This window comes from Flammeovirga sp. EKP202, assembly GCF_014534745.1.
Lineage (GTDB): Bacteria > Bacteroidota > Bacteroidia > Cytophagales > Flammeovirgaceae > Flammeovirga.
Window position 1 is genome coordinate 50846 of record NZ_JACVVP010000005.1, and the last position, 21202, is coordinate 72047.

A 21202-nucleotide genomic window follows, 5' to 3' on the forward strand; every position below is an offset into this window, starting at 1 on the left:
CAAAAACGAAGCAAAAAAGTCAAGGCTTAGAAGTCAAAAGCTAAATTTCATTTCTCTCGCCTAAATGATTTAAAACTCGCTAAAGCTCAAACAAGAAAATCATTTTTAACGGCTCAATACATGAAATTCTTCACGCTTTTCTCTTCAAGGCCGGGGGAGTACTACCAAACTAAAATGGTAGAAAGCTCACTGGCGCGAATGTTAAGCGTTAGCGTCATTCGTGTCCTACAGATCATCAGAAATCTCCTGATTTCTAAATATTATAAATATTCGAAAATTGAGCTTACATTAGTTTTAGAATGTAAATTTTCCGTTTGAGTCGTTAATATTTCCTTTTAGGTTATACATTGTTATACTCTTTGTTTTGATATCCGTTGGTATAAGTAATTCTAGATAAATAATTACTTATAATTAAATGAAAATGGATTTGACTACAAAAACAATTAACACATCCTCGAATAGAATTGTATTTCTGGATTACTTAAGGGTGATAGCCATCACAATGGTTTTGATGGTACACGCTATTGAAATTTTTTACCTTGCCGTGGATCATATCTCATTCAAGCCCGGAGATGATTTTTGGGTAGCTTTAATGAGTAGCCCTATGAGAGCATGTGTTCCTCTTTTTGTAATGGCTTCAGGCTATTTATTGGTTCCTGTAAAAGATAGCCCAAGTGTTTTTTACAAAAGAAGGTTTACCAGGATTTTATACCCTTTTATTATTTGGTCAGTACTTTATGCCTTTGTTCCTTATCTTTTGGGAGCGGATCAGTTTGATGTGATGCAAAGAAAAATGACCACCTTACTACACAACTTTAACTTAGAATCAGGGCATCTTTGGTTCGTGTATATGTTAGTGGGCGTTTATTTATTTTTACCGATTATTTCTCCATGGTTAAAAACAGCCTCTAAACGATTTATAGAGTTTTACCTTGTATTATGGTTTATCACAAGTTTTCATCACTTTGCAAAACTTGCTTTTCCAGAAGGTGTTTATGGTGAAGTATTCTGGAATGAATTCCATTCTCTATTTTATTTCTCAGGTCATTTAGGTTTTATTGTTCTAGCTTTTTATTTTAGAAAGTTTGTGACTTTGGGTAAAGCTAAAAGTAGAATTTTAGGACTGATCATTTTTCTTATTGGCTATGTTATTACTTTTACGGTATTCAGAGAAATGTTGGCTCATACCAATGTTATCTACTTTGTAGAGTTACCTTTCCGTTTCTGTACACCTAATGTAATTTTAATGACGATTGGTTTGTTCTTAATGATCCGAACAATCGATTATCAAAATGAAAAAGTATATAAGGTAGTCAAAGAACTTTCTAGATTAAGTTATGGTGTGTATTTGTCTCATATGTTCTTTATAGGACTTTCGTGGACTTATGTTGTACAGCCAATGAATTTATCTACCCCTGTTTCTATTTTGCTAGTGACAGCCTTGACTTGGATTGCAAGTTATATTTTAGTGAAGTTATTATCTTACCTTCCAAATAGTAAATATTTTGTAGGATAGAGTTCATTAGATAAGAATGAAGAGTTGTTCTAACCTTATTCAAAATAATTGGAGAAGTCTCCCGATATTCGAAATGTGATATAAATGCCGTTTATATTTCGAAACCGAGAGGCTTCTCCAATTTTTATTTTAATAGCTATTGTTGTTCAGTGTAGACGTTGCAATGCTAGATCCCTACAACGAACCACAAGAAATCTTCACTCTTCATCAAAAATTATCTTTTCAACTTTACAATACTGTGCGTTACTTTACCCCATACCTTTATTTCTTTCTTAGAGATAGAATAGGGGGTAGACCAATAACCATCACTTGCCATTCTGAAAATCCTAAAATCATTATTGATATAGGCTATAAACAAATCCCCTGATTTTAAATCTTCTCCTTTGGCTACAACTAGATAATCTCCAGTGGCTAATCTCCATTCGGGAATATCTCTACTCATTTTACAGAAAAAAGTATTATATCCCCTTTCTATAATATCATCTGCTGAAATATCGCTTTCAGCAAAATCTTTCGCTGGACTAGGGAAGCCTGTAGCTTCCAAGTATTCTTCTTTAAACTTTTCTCCTTCTCTATCGAATTGCAGTTCTTCAATTTCTCCCATCTCTTTAACAATTTTCAATTTGACAGTGCAATGACTGTGGGTAAGTATTCTTTAAAGTACGTCAATAAGGGAGATAGATGTTTACGTCTCAAATATAATTAATGATTAAAAAATAAACAATAAAATGTTAAAAAAATAAACTAATAAATTTATTATGTTGATTTTGGAACAGGTCAGTTAATGACCTTGTAGAATGCGATTTAAGCGATTTTCGTGCATTAAATGATAAATGTATGATTGGATGAGATTGAAGTGATTAGAGCACTTTACAGAGGCTTTATCAAGTTGTTTTGTAGTTATGGTTTAGGTTGAATAATTACCGAAATTGTTTTATTCATTATATCACTTCAGTGTTGATTTTGGAGTATCATAGTAGTTTGAAAAATAATGGTTTTGTGATGGAGTGGTGGTTCGTGAGCCACAAGGCATTGTGGCTTTACAGAACGTACTTACTTAATTGTAAACTAAGTCTTCGTTATTTATAGTATTTAGTAATCAGGAGATTTCTGATGATCTGAAGGATACGAACGACGCTATTGCTTAACATTTGCACCAGTGAACTATCTACGCAATTCGTTTGGTACTGCTTTCCACGGCCTTGAAGGGAAAAGCGTCAAGAATTTCATGTATTGAGCCGTTAAAAATGATTTTCTTGTTCGAGCAAAGCGAGATTAAAATCATTTAGGCGAAAGGAATGGAATTTAGCTTTTGACTTCTAAGCCTAGATTTTTTGCTTCGTTTTTCATCAATGGAAAAATGAAGAAGAAGGAAGCTTGAAAGTTGGACATAAAAGCCTGTAGAATAATTGATTTGAAGTTTGTGGTAATTTGCATTTTACGTAGTATACCCTAGTACAAACTAGAATCTTACAATATCCCACACTCCACACTATGATTCATTGCTTCAATTCAAAGTACATGCTGTCGTATAATCTCATTTCTAAAAGTTCTTTAAAGCTAATGTCTTGCTGTTTGATGTGTCTAATGTTAAGAGGTGATGTTTGTTAAAATTTGGGTTGTTTTTAATGAAATTTTGCTTTTCACAAACTACTGTTATTGAAGTTGTCGTTTATAATGTTACATTTGGCTATATAGCTGTAAAACAGCTGTTATTATTGTTATCAATCTATGCAAAAGTGTGTTTTTTATTGGCTTAAAATGCATGTTATTTACACATTTTTAATAATTTTTTTAAAAATTTATTTTTTAACCCCATACATTTGAATTGTCACTGAGACGCTTTTAAAAAATCTAATTCTATTCAGTTTATTAAGGCACTTTTTCTAATCTGACGTTATTGAAATGAAATATATACTATACTTACTATTTACAGGCTTATCGGCGAGTTTATTCGCCCAGAAAGTAGACAGACCTAATATTATTTTTATCATGTCTGATGACCACGCATTACAGGCGGTGAGTACATATGGACATGAAGTTTCAAAAGTTGCACCTACTCCTAACATTGATCGTATTGCCAATGAAGGAATTAAGTTCAACCAGAGTTTTGTGACTAATTCTTTATGTGGCCCTTCAAGAGCTACTATGTTGACAGGAAAATACAGTCATAAGAATGGTTTCAGAGCCAATACAGATAAGTTTGATTCTTCTCAGCAGACATGGATTAGCTTATTGCATGATGCGGGATATACAACAGGAGTGATTGGAAAGTGGCATTTAAAGAGTACACCGAAGGGTTTTGATCACTGGAATATCTTAAACGATCAAGGAGAGTACTACAATCCTGATTTTATTTCAAATGGTGATACTACTTATGTAGAGGGGTATACAACGGATTTAGTGACGGATTTTTCTTTAGATTGGATCAAAGAACAGAAAGATACAGATAAGCCGTTTGCTTTATTAATTCATCATAAAGCACCGCACAGAAACTGGATGCCACCGATTCGCTATGCGAATGAATTTGACAATGTAGAGTTTCCAGTGCCGGACAACTACTTTGATGATTATGAAGGACGTCAAGCGGCAGCAGAGCAGGAGATGGTAGTTTATAAAGATGCTCAAGAAGGACATGACTTGAAGATGTCAGTGGCTGTAGGATCAGACGAGTGGAGAAAAGACATCTGGCCTCATCTATTTGATAGGTTAACCGCTGAACAGAAAGAGGCTTGGTTTAAGGCATACCGTGCTAAAAATGACAAAATGAATGCTGCTCAAATGACGGAAAAAGAGATGGCATTGTGGAAATACCAAAGATATTTACAAGATTATTGTGCGACTGTAAAGGCAGTCGACGAAAATGTCGGTCGTGTGTTAGACTACTTAGATGAACAAGGTTTGACGGAGAATACCATTGTAGTGTATACTTCTGATCAAGGATTTTACTTAGGTGAACACGGTTGGTTCGATAAGCGATTTATGTACGAAGAGTCGTTTAAAACACCATTAGTAATGCGTTATCCAAAAGCCATTAAGGCGGGAAATACGGCTCAAGCTATGGTACAGAACATTGATTACGGACCAACCTTCCTTGACTATGCAGGTGTTGCAATCCCGGAAGATATGCAAGGGAAATCGTTGAAAGCAGTGGCTGAGAAAGGGAAAACACCAAAGGATTGGAGAAAATCGGTATATTACCATTATTACGAATATCCGGGCTTTCACATGGTCAAAAGACAGTACGGTGTAAGAACGGACAGATATAAATTAATCCACTTTTATAACAACATTGACACTTACGAATTTTATGATCTAAAGAAAGATCCTTCGGAAATGAATAACCTGATTGATGCTCCTGAGTATCAAGATGAAATAGCTTCATTGAGAGTAGAATTGGCTCGCTTGATGGAAGAAGCTGAGGAACCGCCTTATGAGACATGGAAAAACACGGATTACCGTAAAGAGGCTAGAATGAGGAGGTTGAAGGAGAAGAAGGCGAAACAACAATCAAAAAAGATGAAATAAACTTTTGGAACTTAATCATTCCTAATTGACAACCATACATTACTGACACACTATTATATGATGATACTATCTTACTTAACTCTACTGATAACATTATTTACGTTTGTGGGGGAACCTGCCACAGATAAAGACAAAAAGTTAAAAGAAGAAGAAAAACGTTTTGAAGAAGACGTAAGAATCTTTAATGAAACACATGAAGCCACCTTCCGCTATTTTTGGGAATGGGCACACCCTGTATCGGGCTTGACACCGAGAAGGTCATTGAAAAATAGACGCTACGATATTGGTATTGGAGCTTCAGGCTTTGGTATTCAGGCAATTATCGTTGGGGCTCACAGAGGTTGGGTGACAAGGGAAGAAGTGGTGGATCACCTTTTGAAAGTGACGGATTTCTTAGAAAATAAAGCCGTTAGGTATCATGGAGTATTTCCTCATTTGATTCATGGGGAAACAGGACAGCTGATCAAATTTGCTGGTCAGGATGGTGCTGATATTCAGGAGACTTCCAACATGATGATGGGCCTTTTGGTAGCAAGAGCTTATTTTGATAAAAATACACCAAAGGAGAAGCAGTTAAGAGAAAACATTACGAAACTTTGGGAAGCAGTAGATTATACCGTACATGAATATCAAGATGGTTTATGGTGGAATCACTCTGATAATCAGGAAGAAAATAACGGTTTGAAGCTGTTGATGAAAGGCTACAATGAGGCAATGACGAGTTATGCGCTTGCTTTAGGTCATCCTAAGCATGCCATCAAAAAGTCTTCGTACCAAGCGTATGTCAACGGAAAGAACTTTGTCAATGGTAGAAAATACTTCGGCTATACGTTGGATTTAGGAAAGCCAAAAGGTGGACCGTTGTACTTGGCACAGACGCCTTTTGTGACCATGGACCCTAGAGATATGCAAGACCAATACACATTTTATTGGACAAGAAGTATCGCTCATTCATTGATCAACTGGACGTATTGTTTCAAGTTTGCTCCGGAGGAATACGGTTACTCTCAAGAGGATTGGGGACTGACGGCTTCACAAATTCCAGGAGGCTATAATAATAGAGCAGGGCCTTCCAAAGACAAAGGTGTGATTGCGCCATCGGGTGCTTTAGGCGTATTTCCTTATGTGCCGTATCAGTCCATGATGGCATTGAGAAACTTCTATGAAAATCATAAAGAAGGACTTTGGGACAAGTATGGGTTCAAAGATGCCTATTCTATCAAAGATGATTGGTATTCAGATCGTTACTTAGGTTTGGATCAAGGTAGAACGGTCATTATGATGGAAAACTACCGCAGTGGTTTGTTTTGGGAATTATCAAAGAAAATTCCTGAGTTACAAGTCGCTAAAGAAAAGATGGAGATTCACTCTCCAGACCACAAAACAGGATTTCCACTAGCAGTAAAAGAGAATATATCACAAAGAGTACAATTAATTCGACATCCTGAATTGAAAGCTTACCATCTAGATTATTTTCTAGAGAATAAGGGCGAAGTAAGCTTTGAATTTGAAAATTTAAATGGTGTAGTGACTACTTTATTTCCCTCTAAATCTAAATCAAAAGGAATGCATCAATTGGTCTTTAACAAGGGACAATTCCTTTCGGGCACTAAGGGAAAAATCATTATGAAAATTGACGGTAAACCAACAAACGAACTAGCAGTACAACTTTATTAATGGTAACAGCATGAGAAAATTATTAATTACGGTAGTAGGCTTATTGATTAGTCAGGTGATGTGTGCACAAGACTATTCGAAACAAGTGGAGAAATTGCTGAAGAAAATGACCCTCGAAGAGAAAGTAGGGCAAATGACGCAGTTTACTTCTTCCAGCGATGTAACGGGTCCGACATTGAGAGACAATGTGGAAAAAGATGTAAAGGCCGGACATGTAGGTTCTTTGTTTAATGCCATTTCTGCGGAGTATACAAGGGAATTACAACAGATGGCCGTGGAGGAAACACGTTTGGGGATTCCGTTATTGTTTGGTTATGATGTGATTCATGGCTTTAAAACGATCTTCCCGATTCCACTAGCGGAAGCAAGTTCGTTTGATTTGGAAATGATCAAAGGAGCGGCGAGAGTAGCGGCAGAAGAAGCTTCAGCGGCAGGTATTCATTGGACGTTCGCCCCTATGGTAGATGTAAGTAGAGATCCACGTTGGGGTAGAGTAATGGAAGGTGCCGGCGAAGACACGTATTACAACAGTGTGGTGGCTAAAGCAAGAGTAGAAGGTTTCCAAGGAGATGATTTATCGGCAACCAATACAGTTTTGGCGTGTGCAAAGCACTTCTTAGCCTACGGAGCAGCACAAGGTGGTCGTGATTATCATACCGTAGATATGTCGATGCAGACACTACATGATGTGTACTTACCGCCTTTCAAAGCGTGTGTAGATGCTGGTGTGGAAACATTTATGACGTCATTCAATGAGATCAATGGAACACCAAGTACTGCCAATCCTTATTTATTCAAAGAAATATTGAGAGAGCAATGGGATTTTAAAGGAATGGTAGTGACGGATTACACGGCCATCAATGAATTAATTCCACACGGTATTGCTGATAATTTACAATCGGCAGGTGAGTTGGCGGTCAATGCAGGAATTGATATGGATATGGAGGGCGCTGTTTTCTTAAATACTTTGGTGAAAGCAGTCAAAGAAAATAAAGTATCAGAAGAAGTGATTGACAAAGCGGTAAGAAGAATCTTAACGGTGAAGTTCAAATTGGGCTTATTTGATGATCCCTACAAATACTGTAATGCAGAGAGAGAAGAGAAAGTAACGCTTTCAGCAGATTTTAAGCAGAAAGCAAGGTTAGCAGCACAACGTTCAGTCGTTTTATTGAAAAACGAAAACCATACACTTCCTATAACATTAAGCAATAAGAAGAAAATCGCTTTAATTGGGCCATTGGCCAAAAGTAGAAAAGATGTATTGGGAGGTTGGAAAGCAAAAGGTTCTCCAAAGAATGCTCAATCACTTTTTGAAGGAATGAAACAGGCCACAGCAGGCAAGGCGGAGTTGCTTTATGCCAAAGGTTGTAAGTTGAGCGGTGAAGATAAATCAGGGTTTGACGAAGCATTGGAAGTCGCAAAAAAAGCAGACGTAATAGTATTGGCAATTGGTGAGTCTAGAGTGATTTCTGGTGAAGCAAAAAGTAGATCTGATATTTCAGTGCCGGGTGTACAGACGGACTTGTTAGCCTATTTAAAGCAAGCCGGAAAACCTATCGTAGTCGTCTTGATGAACGGCAGACCGCTGACGTTAGAAAGAGAAGACGAACTAGCGGATGCATTACTAGAAACGTGGCACTTGGGCACAATGGCAGGACCGGCTATTGCAGATGTGATTTTTGGCGACTATAATCCTTCTGGAAAATTACCAATGACGTTCCCAAGAAACGTAGGTCAAATTCCAATTTTCTATAATGTGAAAAACACCGGTAGACCTTTCAATCCAGAAAAGCCTTCAGGTTATAAATCGACTTATTTAGATGTTCCAAACACTCCACTGTATGCCTTTGGGTACGGTTTGAGTTACACAGAATTTGAGTATTCTGAAATCAAAATGTCTTCAAAATCAACAGAAAACGAGATTACAGCTTCTGTTGAAGTGAAAAATGTTGGAGACTATGACGGAGAGGAAGTGGTACAGTTATATGTACAAGATGTGGTAGGAAGATCGACAAGACCATTAAAAGAACTGAAGGGTTTTGAGAAGATTTTCTTGAAGCGTGGAGAGACCAAAACAGTCACTTTCAACATTAAAAATGAAGATTTGACGTACTTCCGTTGGGATATGAGTAAAGGGGTGGAAGCTGGAGATTTCAATGTCTATATCGGCACAAGTTCTGATAATGTGAAAAAGGCATCATTTACTTTGACAGAAGGATTTGAAGTAGGAAAAGACAATTCGGTCAAATCAAAATAAAGAAACACTGTTTCAAGTGTTAAGCGACAGCGTCACTTGGAACTGCACATTGGCGAAGTCTCCCGACTTCGAAGTACAAGTAATAAGTAATATTTATTTCGAAGTCAGGAGACAATATTCTATCAAAAGTGACGCCTATCGGCTTAACACTTGCGATATAAATAAGATAATAACATTGCAAAATAATTACACAACTACATAAAACCTGTTTGATACAACCAAAAACATCAAGCAAAAACTTCTAAGAAACATCATACAATCTATTTACTGAAATGAAGAAAAACTACTTTTCAATTTTTTTATCCCTATGGATCCTTTCCTCTTGTACCCAAGAGAAAGTGGAACAATACGTCGGTCAACCGAAAGACCTAAGGTATGCGGGGGTAGCGGACTACAAATGTGGAGACTTTTTCACCACCTATCAGCCTTCTGTTTTCGTGGGAGGCGGTGAAGCTGAATTTAAGATTACCAATGTTATCAATACTTCAGGAGAAGAGATAGAAGTGACCAACAACTTCTCTATTGACCCAGGTAATGGCGTAATCTCATTTTTAGAATACAACAACCTATTGCCTGATGAGTACACATTTGATATTGCTGTAACCAATGCCATTGCGGAAGTGAATTTTCAAAATGTATTATCATTTGAAGCACATCAAGCGGAGCCTAGCGGATTGTATTACCTTCCGAATTTATACTCCACTTACGGTACCAATATGGAATTTTCAACAGCATTGCCCAATGTAAAAGGAGGAGGTCCATATACTTACAAATTGAATAATCACACGGATGTTTTCACGATTGATGCCACAACAGGAAGCATTCATTTAGCCAAAGAATACACTATTGGTGATGATGAATTCAAGGAATTTAAGTTAGATGTTACCGTAGAAAATGCACAAGGCGAACAAATGCAAGAAAGCATCATGGACATTGAAGTATTAGGAGCGAATATCGGTCAATTGATATTTCATGGCATTGCGATCAAAGGCGATAGCGAAAGTTATGGATTACAAAATCTGACTTCCAATAATTACTACGGAACGGTAACCAAAGAACTGTCAGGTGAAGAATATACGACGGTATTGAACGACTCTACGCACAATCCAAAGTTTGTAGGAGAAACTTGGAGAAGAGCCTGGGCAGGACAGGTTTTTCCCTACCAACAAGAAGATGGCGTGATTACAGAACGTGTATTAGTAGCCTATTGGTCTGATAGTGAAGAATCGAGAAGTTTCTTAGCTACAGAAACTGTAGATCTAACCAATTATACTACAGATGCTTATATCGAAACTTCAGGACTTTGGAGATACAGTGGTGGAGCTGAACATGTCAATCAACATTTAAGTGTGGCCATTATAGATGTAGCAGAACTAGACGAAGGATCTCCTGTAGCGTCTGAATGGGAAATTTTAGAAAATGATATTTCTGATCGTTTCATTCAGTTTCCAACAGATGGTTTGATAAAAGAGATGGACTTAAAACTAGAAGGATCATTAGAAATACAGATTCCAGATAAATACTTAGGCAAGCAAATTCAAGTGGCACTCATTGCTGATTTCTTAAACCCAGAAATCGGAGCATTAACAAGAAGATTTTACGTACACGAACTTCAAGTAAGAGCAAAATAATTACGAGGATTATGAAACGAATGACTTACAAATATATATTCATCTTATTGGCTTTTGCGTGCTCTCTCTCTGTTCAGGCACAAGATGAAACAGACGAAAAAGCGAAGTTTATAAGAGTGACCGGTATGGTGTTGGATCAAAATGATGAACAGCCCATTCCTGGAGCGAGTATTTTGGTAGAAGGCACTAAACACGGTACAGCCTCCGATTTTAACGGAAAATACTCCATCAGAGTAAGGGAAGATGCTGTATTATCGGTTTCTTTTATCGGGTATGAGACACAGCGTGTAGACGTAGAAGGACGAAAAGAAATCGTTATCAATTTGAAATCGGATGTAGAGGTTTTGGATGAATTGGTAGTGATTGGTTATGGTAAGCAAGATGCGAAAGAGGTGTCGGGTTCCATTAAATCAGTGGTAATTGATGACGAAATCGCTTCCATGCCGGCCGCTTCTTTTGATCAGCTCTTGCAAGGACGTATGGCCGGTGTACAGGTTTACTCTGGAGAAGGAGGACCAGGACAAGCTATGAACTTTGAGATCAGAGGTACGAACACCATCACGGGAACATCAAGCCCATTGTATGTGATTGATGGATTTCCATTGGAAGACCCAACATTGTTCAGTTTAGATCCTGCGGATATAGAGCGTGTAGATGTATTGAAAGATGCTTCTGCTACTGCGATTTATGGATCGAGAGCTTCTAACGGCGTAATTTTGATCACGACCAAACAAGGGACAGCAGGGAAACCAACCGTCACTTTTAATACAAAAATGGGAATGTCACAAATTCCCGAGGAAAGAATAATTAAGACATTAAGCCCTCAAGATTATGTAGAGGTACAACACGATATAGGAGGAGGAGATCCTTGGGGAGAGTCTTCTAACTATACTGATGAAGACTATACCAATTGGCAAAAAGAAATTTTCCGTCAGGCACCTTTCCAAAACTATACTTTATCCTTGAAAGGCGGTTCTGAGCAAACAAAAGTATTTACCTCATTAGGTTATGTCAACCAACAGGGAACATTGTTGAACTCAAGTTTTGAGCGTTTAAATGGACGTTTGAAATTGGATCAAAGTATTGGAAAGTTAGTGGATATGAGTGTGAATTTGAATTATGCAAATTCCAAACATGTAGGAATGAAAACGTCTACAGCACAAGTTTCAGCCATCAAATCAGCGATTATGTTCAAGCCAATGACCACTAAAAACGGCGATTTGGAAGACGAAGATGAACTGAGTGCAGGATTCTATCCGCCAACACAAACACTCAATAATACAGACCGTGAAAGCGAAGTAGATGCCTTGCAAACCAATATCAACTTCACGGTGAAATTGGCAGAAGGATTAAAGTTCAGAACGCAAGTAGGATATCAGATCAATGTCAACAACGGCAGAACGTTCTTCAATTTAGGAACCAACCAAGCCGACAGAAGTGGTGCAGGCATCAATGGTACATTAAGTGCTTCGAAGACAGAGAATTTCTTGAATGAAAATGTATTGTCGTACAGCCTAAACCAAAATGGACATCACTTGGAAGCCATTGCAGGTTTATCCTTCCAAATGACGGAACGCTTTAACCAATCTTCATCTGCTAATCAGTTTCCATTGGATGATTTAGGGTGGAATAATATGGGAATTGCCAACGTGGCTCAAATGCCAAGTTCATCGTCCACTCAGCAAAATTTGATGTCAGGTTTTGGCAGGGTCTCTTATACTTACAAAAACAAATACATTGTGACGGCCTCACTCAGAGCAGATGGGTCATCAAGATTTAAAGAAGGCAATCGCTTCGGTATTTTCCCATCAGCGTCGGCCGCTTGGAGAGCTGGAGAAGAGGAGTTTGTAAAGGACTTAGGTGTATTTGATGAATTAAAATTCAAAGTAGGTTTTGGTACTACCGGTAATAATAGAGTGAGTGATTTCGATTTCTTACCCACCGTTGGTGTCTCTTCAGGCTACTATTTTAATGGTGCTTACTCTTCCGCTTTCTATCAAAAACAATTGGCCAATACAGATCTCAAATGGGAAACTACTCAGCAGTTCAACGTGGGTACAGATATGGGTTTCTTCAACAATAGAGTTTTATTGGATCTAGAATATTACTACAACTTGACAGACAACCTGTTATTTAACGGTAGAATTGCACCTTCTACAGGTTATAATAATGTGAAGCAAAACATCGGGGCAGTTGCAAATCAAGGAGTGGAACTTTCATTGAATACAGTCAATGTAAGAACAAAGAATTTCCAATGGTCTACCAACTTCAATATTTCATTTAATAGAAGTGAAGTCAAAAAACTATCTTACGGAGAGGATTTCAGATTGTATGATCCAAATGTAGGAGGAATGTTCTCAGGGGAGTTGTATTACGGTTTGTTTGTGGGTCAGCCTATGACACAAATGTACGGTTATAGATATGACGGAATGTATCAGGTAGATGACTTTATAAAAAGTGCAGACGGGAGTTTGACGCTGAAAGAAGGCGTACCGGAATTTATTTCTCAAACGGGAGAAGTAAGACCCGGACATCCAAAATACCGTGATTTGAATGGAGACGGACAGATTGATGAAAACGACAAAGAAATCATCGGTGATCCGAACCCAGAGTATTACGGTGGTTTTACAAACACTTTCACCTTCAAAAACTGGGATTTGAGCATCTTATTGACATGGTCAGTAGGCCAAGACGTTTTCAATGGCAACAATGCTGATTTTGGTGTAGTAGGAAGCCAAAGAGGTCGAAATTACTTGGAGCAAGTAGCCAATAGATGGTCGTATGACAACCCAACTTCAGAGGGCGTTTGGGCAGTGCCAGGTCCTGGATTGGAATACTCTTACCACCAAGTTTACGGAGGGCATCAAATGAGTGATTACTTCATAGAAGACGCCTCTTTCTTAAGAATTAAAAATATTACGCTAGGCTATAAAGTCAATAAGCAGTTTTTGAAGAAACTGAAAATCAAATCCTTCAGAGTATATGGATCCGTGGACAACCTTTGGGTGTTTACCAACTACTCAGGCTACGATCCGGAAGTATCCGTAAGGAGTCAAGCCATGTACAGAGGCATTGATTATTCTTCTTATCCTGCCGCGCAATCAGCCATCCTAGGTCTTCAAGTATCCTTCTAACTGACAGAGAAATGAAAAGATTTAATTACATATTATTCATCATTATCGCTACACTAAGTGCATGTTCGTTTTTGGATTTAGAACCCAAAGATGAACTGACAAGAGATAATTTTTACAAAAATGACAGAGAAGTAACCTTAGCTTTGTCAGGCGTTTATGCACAGCTAAGAACGCTGTATGCTGAAGATTTTTCAGTTTGGCTAAACGTGGGAACGGACGAAATGCTTTACAGAAGAGCCACGTTTGGAAAAGAACTGAGCCGAATGTCATACAATGAATCTGATATAGATTTGGCGAGAATCTGGAAAAATAGCTACACGGCTATCAATATTGCCAATGACTTTATTGGGTCGTTGTCTGCATTGGATAGCATCCCTAATTTGAAGAGAACAGACCACGACTTAATGTTGGGAGAAGCTTTAACGCTAAGAGCAATGTTCTATTTCAATATGGTAAGAATGTGGGAGCATATTCCATTACGTTTGGATCATTTCACCGATCTCAACGGTAACTTAGAGGACTTGAATTTACCCAATGTACCAGCCAATAAAATCTATAATCAGATTGTGGCAGACTTGGAAACCTCATTAGAATTGATGAATGAGCGCCCAAAGCAATACGGAAGAGTTTCGAAACAAATTGCTCACGGTATTTTGGCAAGAGTATTCTTAAATATGGCAGGGGCGAGAGTACAAGGAGGTGATTTTGGAAAGGATTACTGTTTGAATAAAGTAGTAGAGCACACCAACGCCGTGGTAAACTACGGTTACCATACGCTCTTACCAGAATATGAAGAGGTTTTCTTGAATGAGATCAAGGGCATCAGAAATGATGTGGAAGTGATGTGGGAAGTAGATTTTACAGTTTCTGATAGTCGAAATTTAGGAGGAAGAATCGGTAATTTCAATGGAGTACAAATCAGTTTCACTTCAGGTAATCAACCTTTCGCGACAGCTAACAGTTACATTGCTCCAACCATGCACAATGCTTTGTATAGCAATACAGATACTAGAAAAGCATGGAATTGTGCCGACTTTAGCTTCAACAATGACGGTGATTTTTACTTTCCTGTTTTCACCAAAAATCAATTAAGATGGTACCCTGGGAAATGGAGAAGATTGGATTTGGGAAGAGATTCCAACGGAGAATTAGATGACACTGCCGAAAGCTTAGAAATGGGCGTCATCAACAAAGATAGGACTTCAATTAATTTCCCATTGTTGCGTTACAGCGACGTTTTATTGATGAGAGCAGAAGCATTGTATCTTTTACAAGGTGAAAACGAACAGTCTAATCAGGATATTGAATTGGTAAGAAATAGAGCGAATGCAGGTACTTTGGAAGAAGGATTAATGCAAGTGGACGGCAACTATATGAAGCTGATTCAAGAGGAACGCAGAAGAGAACTTTGCTACGAAGGTCATAGAAGGTTTGATTTGGTACGCTGGGGAACGCTATTGGAAACAATGAGAGATTTGAGCGAAAACATCAGAGCAAACCCTAGCTTCAGAGAAGAGCACGAAATACAGTTAGTGGCACCAGGTGAGAGGGTAGAAGAGAAGCATGTGGTGTTCCCAATTCCTTCAGATGAATTGCAGATCAACGTGAACATTAAACAACACAACCTTTGGTAAACGGAATTGACATGAAAAAATTACTTATAAATATAGTGGCAATGTTGAGTTTTACGGCTTGTTTAACAGAGCATGATGTAGACTTCACGTTACCTGCCGAAGCTCCTCAAACATTATTGTATCATCAAAATGATGTGGTAAAGCCTTTCACACTCTCGTTTGAGGGGGTGGCACCAGAAACTATGGCGGACGGAGCATTGAACTATGATATCTCCAAAGTGGCATGGATTCAGGCTTCAGACACGACAGTGGTCGAAGACAGTATCAACCCTTTCTCCATTAATCAAGAAACGGGCGTGATCCAATACACTCCTCATGACTCTACAAAGCTTGGAGCCTATTTGATTGATGTAATGCTCAACAATGAAGTAGGAACGACAGCATTTACCAATGCCTACCGAGCTGTTTTGGAGGATTGGCGACCGATTGTTTCCATAGAAGCAGAGGATGAGAATATCGAATTATTGATTGATAATACAGGCCAGCCTCTTTCCTCTATTGTGACAGATGCGAAAGTCAACGTGGTAAGATGCGAGACTTCTGATGTAAAAATCGACATTACTCCGGCACTACCCGAAGGCACTCAATTATTATTACATTCCACGGGTTATTTGTATTTTACAGGAGCAGTGGAGCAAAACACCTATACAGTGGTTTTGTCAGCTGAGAATGAATACGGCGAAGCACAAGAACAGCCAATGCTGTACTTCCATACCAAAGTGGCTTCAACGGTAGAAAGACCATTGTTTGAAATGGAAATTACGTCCAATTACAAGCCAGATGGATTAACTGAATTTGAGTTTGAAGGCATGTTCTTCAAGCAGATTTCAGGACCAGAAATCACTTCAGCTACGACTTGGTGGAACATCAACCGTGAAAAGAAAAACCATCCTGACCAATCAAGAAATGGAAACTACATCACAAGGTGCTATGCTAGAACATTGGAAGAAAACTCTCAAGCAGAGCATATGATGGTCCCTCTAGGTTCATTTGATACAGAAAATCTCCAAACCATCATGACCGAAACAGGCGTACTTTTCAACGCCGGCGTAGACATTACTGGAGATCAAAGAATCGAAATTAGAGCCGTAGGAGAAACCGCCTATAATGAAGCAATAGCAAATAATGACGTAGCTTCAAAAATCGATGATTGGCCATTGGTATACACTACAGCAGAGCATGAAAGAACTGAAAAGGGTTGGTTCTTTATTCACCATAATGCGGAAGCAGGTGTAAAAATCAACGACGCTAAAATGAAAATAGTGGTCCTCTACAGACACATGGGAGCAACCAATAGTGGCTATATGGGATTGGATCAATTGAAAGTCACCGGCAAGTATTTGCTATTTGATTAGACCTATGTTTCAAGTGTTAAGCGATAGCGTCACTTGGAACAGGACATTGGCGAAGTCTCCTGACTTCGAAAGATGTTAGTTAGAAGTCAGGAGACTTCTGATGATCTGTAGGACACGAATGACGCTTTCGCTTAACATTCGCGCCAGGGGATTTTCTACACAAATCGTTTGGTAGTGCTTCCCCCGGCCTTGAAGGGAAAAGCGTTAAAAATTTCATGTATTGAGCCGTTAAAAATGATTTTCTTGTTTGAGCTTTAGCGAGTTTAAAATCATTTAGGCGAGAGGAATGGAATTTAGCTTTTGACTTCAAAGCCTTGAATTTTTTGCTTCGTTTTTGTTTCAAGACAAAAATGAAGAAGAAGGAAGTTTGAAAGTAGGATGTTGAAAGCTTGTAAAAAGATTAACGGATAGCTGACGATATTTTAGAGAGGTGGCTTCAAACGAACCACATTCTCAAACATTGACAGAAGAAATGAAAGAATAATGAAAAAGTTACATCGAAATATCATTACAATCATCGCTTTTATTTTGGCGACTCCGCTGATGCTTTCAGCGGAGGTACGCCCCAATGAAGTGGTGATTGGACTCGACGATTCTATTCAGCAACAACTGTTGAACTTAGAAAGCATTCCCTATTGGAAAGACAGCACACGCTTGATTTCTTACGAAGAAATGCTGGTCAGGAATCCAAAATTTGATGTAACGGATCATTATTCGAAAGCAGATTATGACAATGAGGCCAACTACTGGTTGAAGTTTAAAGTCAATATTGATCACAACAGCGCCAAGCATTGGCTCATTGAAATCTACGATCAGAAAATACAAGAGATCTTCGTTTTTCTTCCATTATTGGACGGCAGTCTGAAAAAGGAAATCATGGGCGCCTCTCATCCTTATGCAAAAAGAAGGTATGATCACAAAAACTTCGTCATTCCACTGACACACGATATCGATTTTTCAAAACCAATTTTTGTCAAGATCAATAGCAATAAGAAAGTGGACCTTCATATGAATTTCCGAAGCATCAACCGTTTTGTGCAGTACTCTACCAAAGAATACCTATGGTTTGGCTTACAGTATGGTGCTTTTATCATCATGGCGGTGTATTCACTTTTGCTTTGGACGAGTATCCGAGATTTCAAATACATTGCGTATATCGGTCATATCGTGGTGGTGTGTCTGTATAGTATGACCAACGACGGTGTTGCGTTCCAATTTTTATGGCCCAAAACGCCAGCCATCAATACCTTTATCAATGCCTTTCTGAGTTTTGCGGTATCTCTGACAGTGACCAATTTTATTAGAGAAGTCGTAGATAAAAAGTACTTGACAAGATCCTATCATATTGCCATCAATGTACTTTTCGGCATTCAGTTTCTGGTATTGGTTTTGACTATCATGGGCGAGGTTCCCTCAGAAGGAAGACTCTCGTTGGTGATCACCTTGCCCGTTTTACTTTTCGGGTTGACCAGTATCTACCGCAAATCCACCATGTCACCCTATTACATCATGGGGATTAGTTTTCTGCTGATCGGGTGCATTATATGGTACATGAAATGGTATGGTGTGATTCCTCATAACTTCTTCACTTTTTATGGCTTCAGAATGTCAGTCATTGCTGAAATGTTGGCTTTCTCTTTTGCTCTTTATGACACGTTACGTCTTTTAAAAGAAAGCGAACACCAAGCACAACGTAAGCTTTTGAATCAGCAAAGAATAACGGAGTTGATGCACGAACAGGTGATTGAAGAGCAGAAGAAGAACATTGAGTTGAGTAATAAAGTCAATGAAGAACTGGAGCAAAAAGTAAAGGAGAGAACGGAGGAGTTACAGAAAAGAGAAATGCAGTTGGAGGAATTGAATCAACAACTTTCACAAAGAGCAGAGAAGCTGGGAAAAACCAATTACAAGCTCGATGTCACCAACTACAACCTGAAAGATGAAATCAAAAAAGTCATTGAGAAACGCTTTATCAATCAGGTGGTCACACTGACCGAATTCCAAGATTTATTCCCAGATGCAACGGCTTGTAAGCGTTATTTGGCTAAGCAAAAATGGAGTAATGGTTTTAAATGTAAGCAATGTGGAAACTGTTCAGGTTCTAAGACAGGACAGACATTTACCATGCGTTGTACCAAGTGCGGTTACGTAGATTCGGTGACTAGTAATACGGTTTTTCATGGCGTCAAGTTTGATCTAACCAAAGCCTTTTACCTTTCCTACATCACACTTTATCAACCCGGCGCCTACCGCAATATTGAGTTGAGTGAAATGCTTAATATGTCGAGAAATACAATTTCGAAGTTTAAGACCAAAGTGAAAGAAGCGAAAGAGAATAAACTGCTCATTCCGAATTTCACCATTGAAGAAAACAATACCATTGAAATAGACGAAAAGAAGCAAGCCTAATGAAAGAGGTACTTATAAAAAGAATATTATGGCTATTGATGCTGACAAGTGGAACATCTTTAGCACAAGACCGCCCCAATTTTTTGATTATCGTTGCCGATGATTTGGGGTATGCAGATGTAGGGTATCATCATTTGAGTAAGGATATTCCTACCAAAAACATTGATAAGTTAGCAGAAAAAGGCGTAGTCTTTAAAAACGGTTACGTTACTGCACCAGTTTGTGGTCCTTCACGCGCAGCGCTACTGACGGGAAGCTATCAGCAGAGATTTGGTTTTAAAGACAATCCAGGTCCTTTCCGCCCTTCTCCAGAAGTGGTGCCGGGTATTTCAGATCAATTCCCCACTATTGCCGAAAAATTACAGGAGAAGGGATATGCGACTGTAGCCATCGGAAAGTGGCATTTGGGAGGGCAAGAGGATCGAAATTACTTACCGCTTCAAAAAGGATTTGATCATTATTATGGCTTCTTGGGTGGTGCTTCTTCCTATTATTTTGAAGACGAATGCTCTCAATTTTTTATGGAAGATGATCAGCCCATCAAAACCCCAAAGACCTATCTGACGGATTTATTTGGTCAGAAGGCCATTGATTATATTGATGCACACGATCAACAACAACCCTTCTTTATGTATTGGGCCCCTAATGCCGTTCATACGCCATTGGAAGCACCTCAGGAAGTGTTGGCAAAGTTTGATCATATCAAAGATCCTAACCGAAAAAAGCTTGTGGCCATGCAGTATGTCATGGATCAGAACATCGGAAAAATCATTCAAAAATTAAAAGAAAAAGGGATATACGAGAACACCATGATCGTATTTATCTCTGATAATGGAGGAAAACCTGGCGATAACGCTTCTCTCAACCTACCCTTGAACGGTGAGAAAGGGACTTTATTTGAAGGTGGAATCAAAACGCCTTACTTGATGCACTTCCCTGCACAATTACCTAATGGGAAAATCTATGAACCTATGGTATCGAGTATGGACATCTATCCTACATTATTATCATTTGCGGGCATTCCTCTTCCGGTACACATTGATGGTGTCAATTTAATTCCATTTGTCACCACGGATAAACATCAGCCACACCATCAGCTGTTCTGGAAGAATGCCAACAAGTGGTGCGTTCGTCATGGGGATTGGAAACTGTTTTACGATAAGAAAGCCAAAAAGGAAAGACTGTACCACATCAGTGCAGACCCTTACGAAAAGGAAGACTTGTATAAAAAGAACCCTGAAAAAGTAGAGGAATTGAAAACCATCTATGCCCATTGGGATCAGAATAATTCAAAAATTGCTTGGGGTTGGAATCCTTCGGCAGTAGGAAAATACAAAGTACATAACCAGTTTACTTTTGAAGAAATCATCCCTGAACGTTTTGAAAGTAAGCAGTTCCAGCAAGTAGAAGTGATTCAAAACCCTCACAAAAAAGGATTGAATCAAAGTGAACATGTTTTGGAATTGGAACATGGAGAGAGTACTTCAAAAATCCGTGTTTCACATGCACCAATGTCGCCCAAAGAATTAGGGTATTGCCATTTGAAAATCTACGCTAAAAAAGCAACTGAAGTAGAAGTACATTTAAAATTAGGAGACGAAACCGAATTCAATCATCAAGTCCAATCTTACACACTAACAGGACAGTGGCAGGACCTTGTCTTCGACTATTCCAAATTCAAAGGAAAGGTGAAAGGATTGGAAATTGTCTTCAAAGGCAAGAATTCAAAAATATTTGTAGACGATATATGGTGGAATAAAAATCCAGAACCTATCACCGTCAACGATGCTTCTAAAGTAGAGCAAATCCAACTTTTCTCCAGTATCAAAGACAAAAACAAAAAAGTACTGACATGGAAACCCATCCCAAATGTAGACGCCTATGAAGTAAGGCATAAAGGGATAGTGATTGCAACAACAGTCCATCATTATGTTCAAATAGAAAAAGGCCTTCCATTACGAGAAATCAAAGTGACAGCACGATCAGATCATAAACTTTGAAAGTAGAATGTTACTTCATCCGGCCTTGAAGGGAAAAGCGTTAAGAATTTTATGAAGAGAG

11 protein-coding genes are annotated in these 21202 nt (G+C 38.6%); 10 read left to right on the plus strand and 1 reads right to left on the minus strand.

The window, feature by feature from the left end; genetic code table 11:
• Positions 1 to 421: 421 nt before the first annotated feature.
• On the plus strand, positions 422 to 1516 hold the full coding sequence (locus IC221_RS04225; protein WP_188167763.1) for an acyltransferase: 1095 nt from the start codon (positions 422 to 424) through the stop codon (positions 1514 to 1516).
• A 214-nt stretch (positions 1517 to 1730) separates the two neighbouring features.
• Here IC221_RS04225 and IC221_RS04230 read toward each other — a convergent pair whose 3' ends face one another.
• Positions 1731 to 2138, minus strand: a complete 408-nt coding sequence (locus IC221_RS04230; RefSeq protein WP_188167764.1) for a LexA family transcriptional regulator — start codon at positions 2136 to 2138, stop codon at positions 1731 to 1733.
• Positions 2139 to 3421: 1283 nt separating this feature from the next.
• Between IC221_RS04230 and IC221_RS04235 the strand changes: the two genes are divergently transcribed.
• From IC221_RS04235 to IC221_RS04275, 9 genes are all read left to right on the plus strand, one after another.
• Entirely contained in the window at positions 3422 to 5044 is a 1623-nt protein-coding gene (locus IC221_RS04235) for a sulfatase (protein WP_188167765.1), read from the plus strand.
• A gap of 57 nt (positions 5045 to 5101) precedes the next feature.
• The gene (locus IC221_RS04240; protein WP_188167766.1) at positions 5102 to 6721 is read left to right on the plus strand and encodes a glucoamylase family protein; all 1620 of its coding nucleotides are present in this window, start codon (positions 5102 to 5104) and stop codon (positions 6719 to 6721) included.
• A 10-nt stretch (positions 6722 to 6731) separates the two neighbouring features.
• The gene (locus IC221_RS04245; protein WP_188167767.1) at positions 6732 to 8978 is read left to right on the plus strand and encodes a glycoside hydrolase family 3 N-terminal domain-containing protein; all 2247 of its coding nucleotides are present in this window, start codon (positions 6732 to 6734) and stop codon (positions 8976 to 8978) included.
• A gap of 272 nt (positions 8979 to 9250) precedes the next feature.
• The gene (locus tag IC221_RS04250; protein ID WP_188167768.1) at positions 9251 to 10609 is read left to right on the plus strand and encodes a hypothetical protein; all 1359 of its coding nucleotides are present in this window, start codon (positions 9251 to 9253) and stop codon (positions 10607 to 10609) included.
• Positions 10610 to 10620: 11 nt separating this feature from the next.
• Complete coding sequence (locus IC221_RS04255) at positions 10621 to 13743, plus strand: TonB-dependent receptor (protein ID WP_188167769.1); 3123 nt, start codon at positions 10621 to 10623, stop codon at positions 13741 to 13743.
• Between the two features lie 11 nt (positions 13744 to 13754).
• Positions 13755 to 15377, plus strand: coding sequence for a RagB/SusD family nutrient uptake outer membrane protein (locus IC221_RS04260; RefSeq protein WP_188167770.1), 1623 nt, complete (start codon positions 13755 to 13757; stop codon positions 15375 to 15377).
• 11 nt (positions 15378 to 15388) lie between these two features.
• A complete protein-coding gene (locus IC221_RS04265) occupies positions 15389 to 16732 on the plus strand; it encodes a hypothetical protein (protein ID WP_188167771.1) in 1344 nt (447 codons plus the stop codon).
• A gap of 483 nt (positions 16733 to 17215) precedes the next feature.
• Complete coding sequence (locus IC221_RS04270; RefSeq protein ID WP_188167772.1) at positions 17216 to 19141, plus strand: 7TM diverse intracellular signaling domain-containing protein; 1926 nt, start codon at positions 17216 to 17218, stop codon at positions 19139 to 19141.
• Positions 19141 to 21141, plus strand: coding sequence for a sulfatase (locus tag IC221_RS04275; RefSeq protein ID WP_188167773.1), 2001 nt, complete (start codon positions 19141 to 19143; stop codon positions 21139 to 21141). The genes IC221_RS04270 and IC221_RS04275 overlap by 1 nt, the downstream gene beginning before the upstream one ends.
• The last annotated feature ends 61 nt before the right edge of the window (positions 21142 to 21202 follow it).

Bases quoted from the DNA above. Each gene is read 5' to 3' on its own strand.
- IC221_RS04225 (WP_188167763.1), top strand. From the start codon at position 422: ATGGATTTGACTACAAAAACAATTAACACATCCTCGAATAGAATTGTA.
- IC221_RS04235 (WP_188167765.1), top strand. From the start codon at position 3,422: ATGAAATATATACTATACTTACTATTTACAGGCTTATCGGCGAGTTTA.
- IC221_RS04240 (WP_188167766.1), top strand. From the start codon at position 5,102: ATGATGATACTATCTTACTTAACTCTACTGATAACATTATTTACGTTT.
- IC221_RS04245 (WP_188167767.1), top strand. From the start codon at position 6,732: ATGAGAAAATTATTAATTACGGTAGTAGGCTTATTGATTAGTCAGGTG.
- IC221_RS04250 (WP_188167768.1), top strand. From the start codon at position 9,251: ATGAAGAAAAACTACTTTTCAATTTTTTTATCCCTATGGATCCTTTCC.
- IC221_RS04255 (WP_188167769.1), top strand. From the start codon at position 10,621: ATGAAACGAATGACTTACAAATATATATTCATCTTATTGGCTTTTGCG.
- IC221_RS04260 (WP_188167770.1), top strand. From the start codon at position 13,755: ATGAAAAGATTTAATTACATATTATTCATCATTATCGCTACACTAAGT.
- IC221_RS04265 (WP_188167771.1), top strand. From the start codon at position 15,389: ATGAAAAAATTACTTATAAATATAGTGGCAATGTTGAGTTTTACGGCT.
- IC221_RS04270 (WP_188167772.1), top strand. From the start codon at position 17,216: ATGAAAAAGTTACATCGAAATATCATTACAATCATCGCTTTTATTTTG.
- IC221_RS04275 (WP_188167773.1), top strand. From the start codon at position 19,141: ATGAAAGAGGTACTTATAAAAAGAATATTATGGCTATTGATGCTGACA.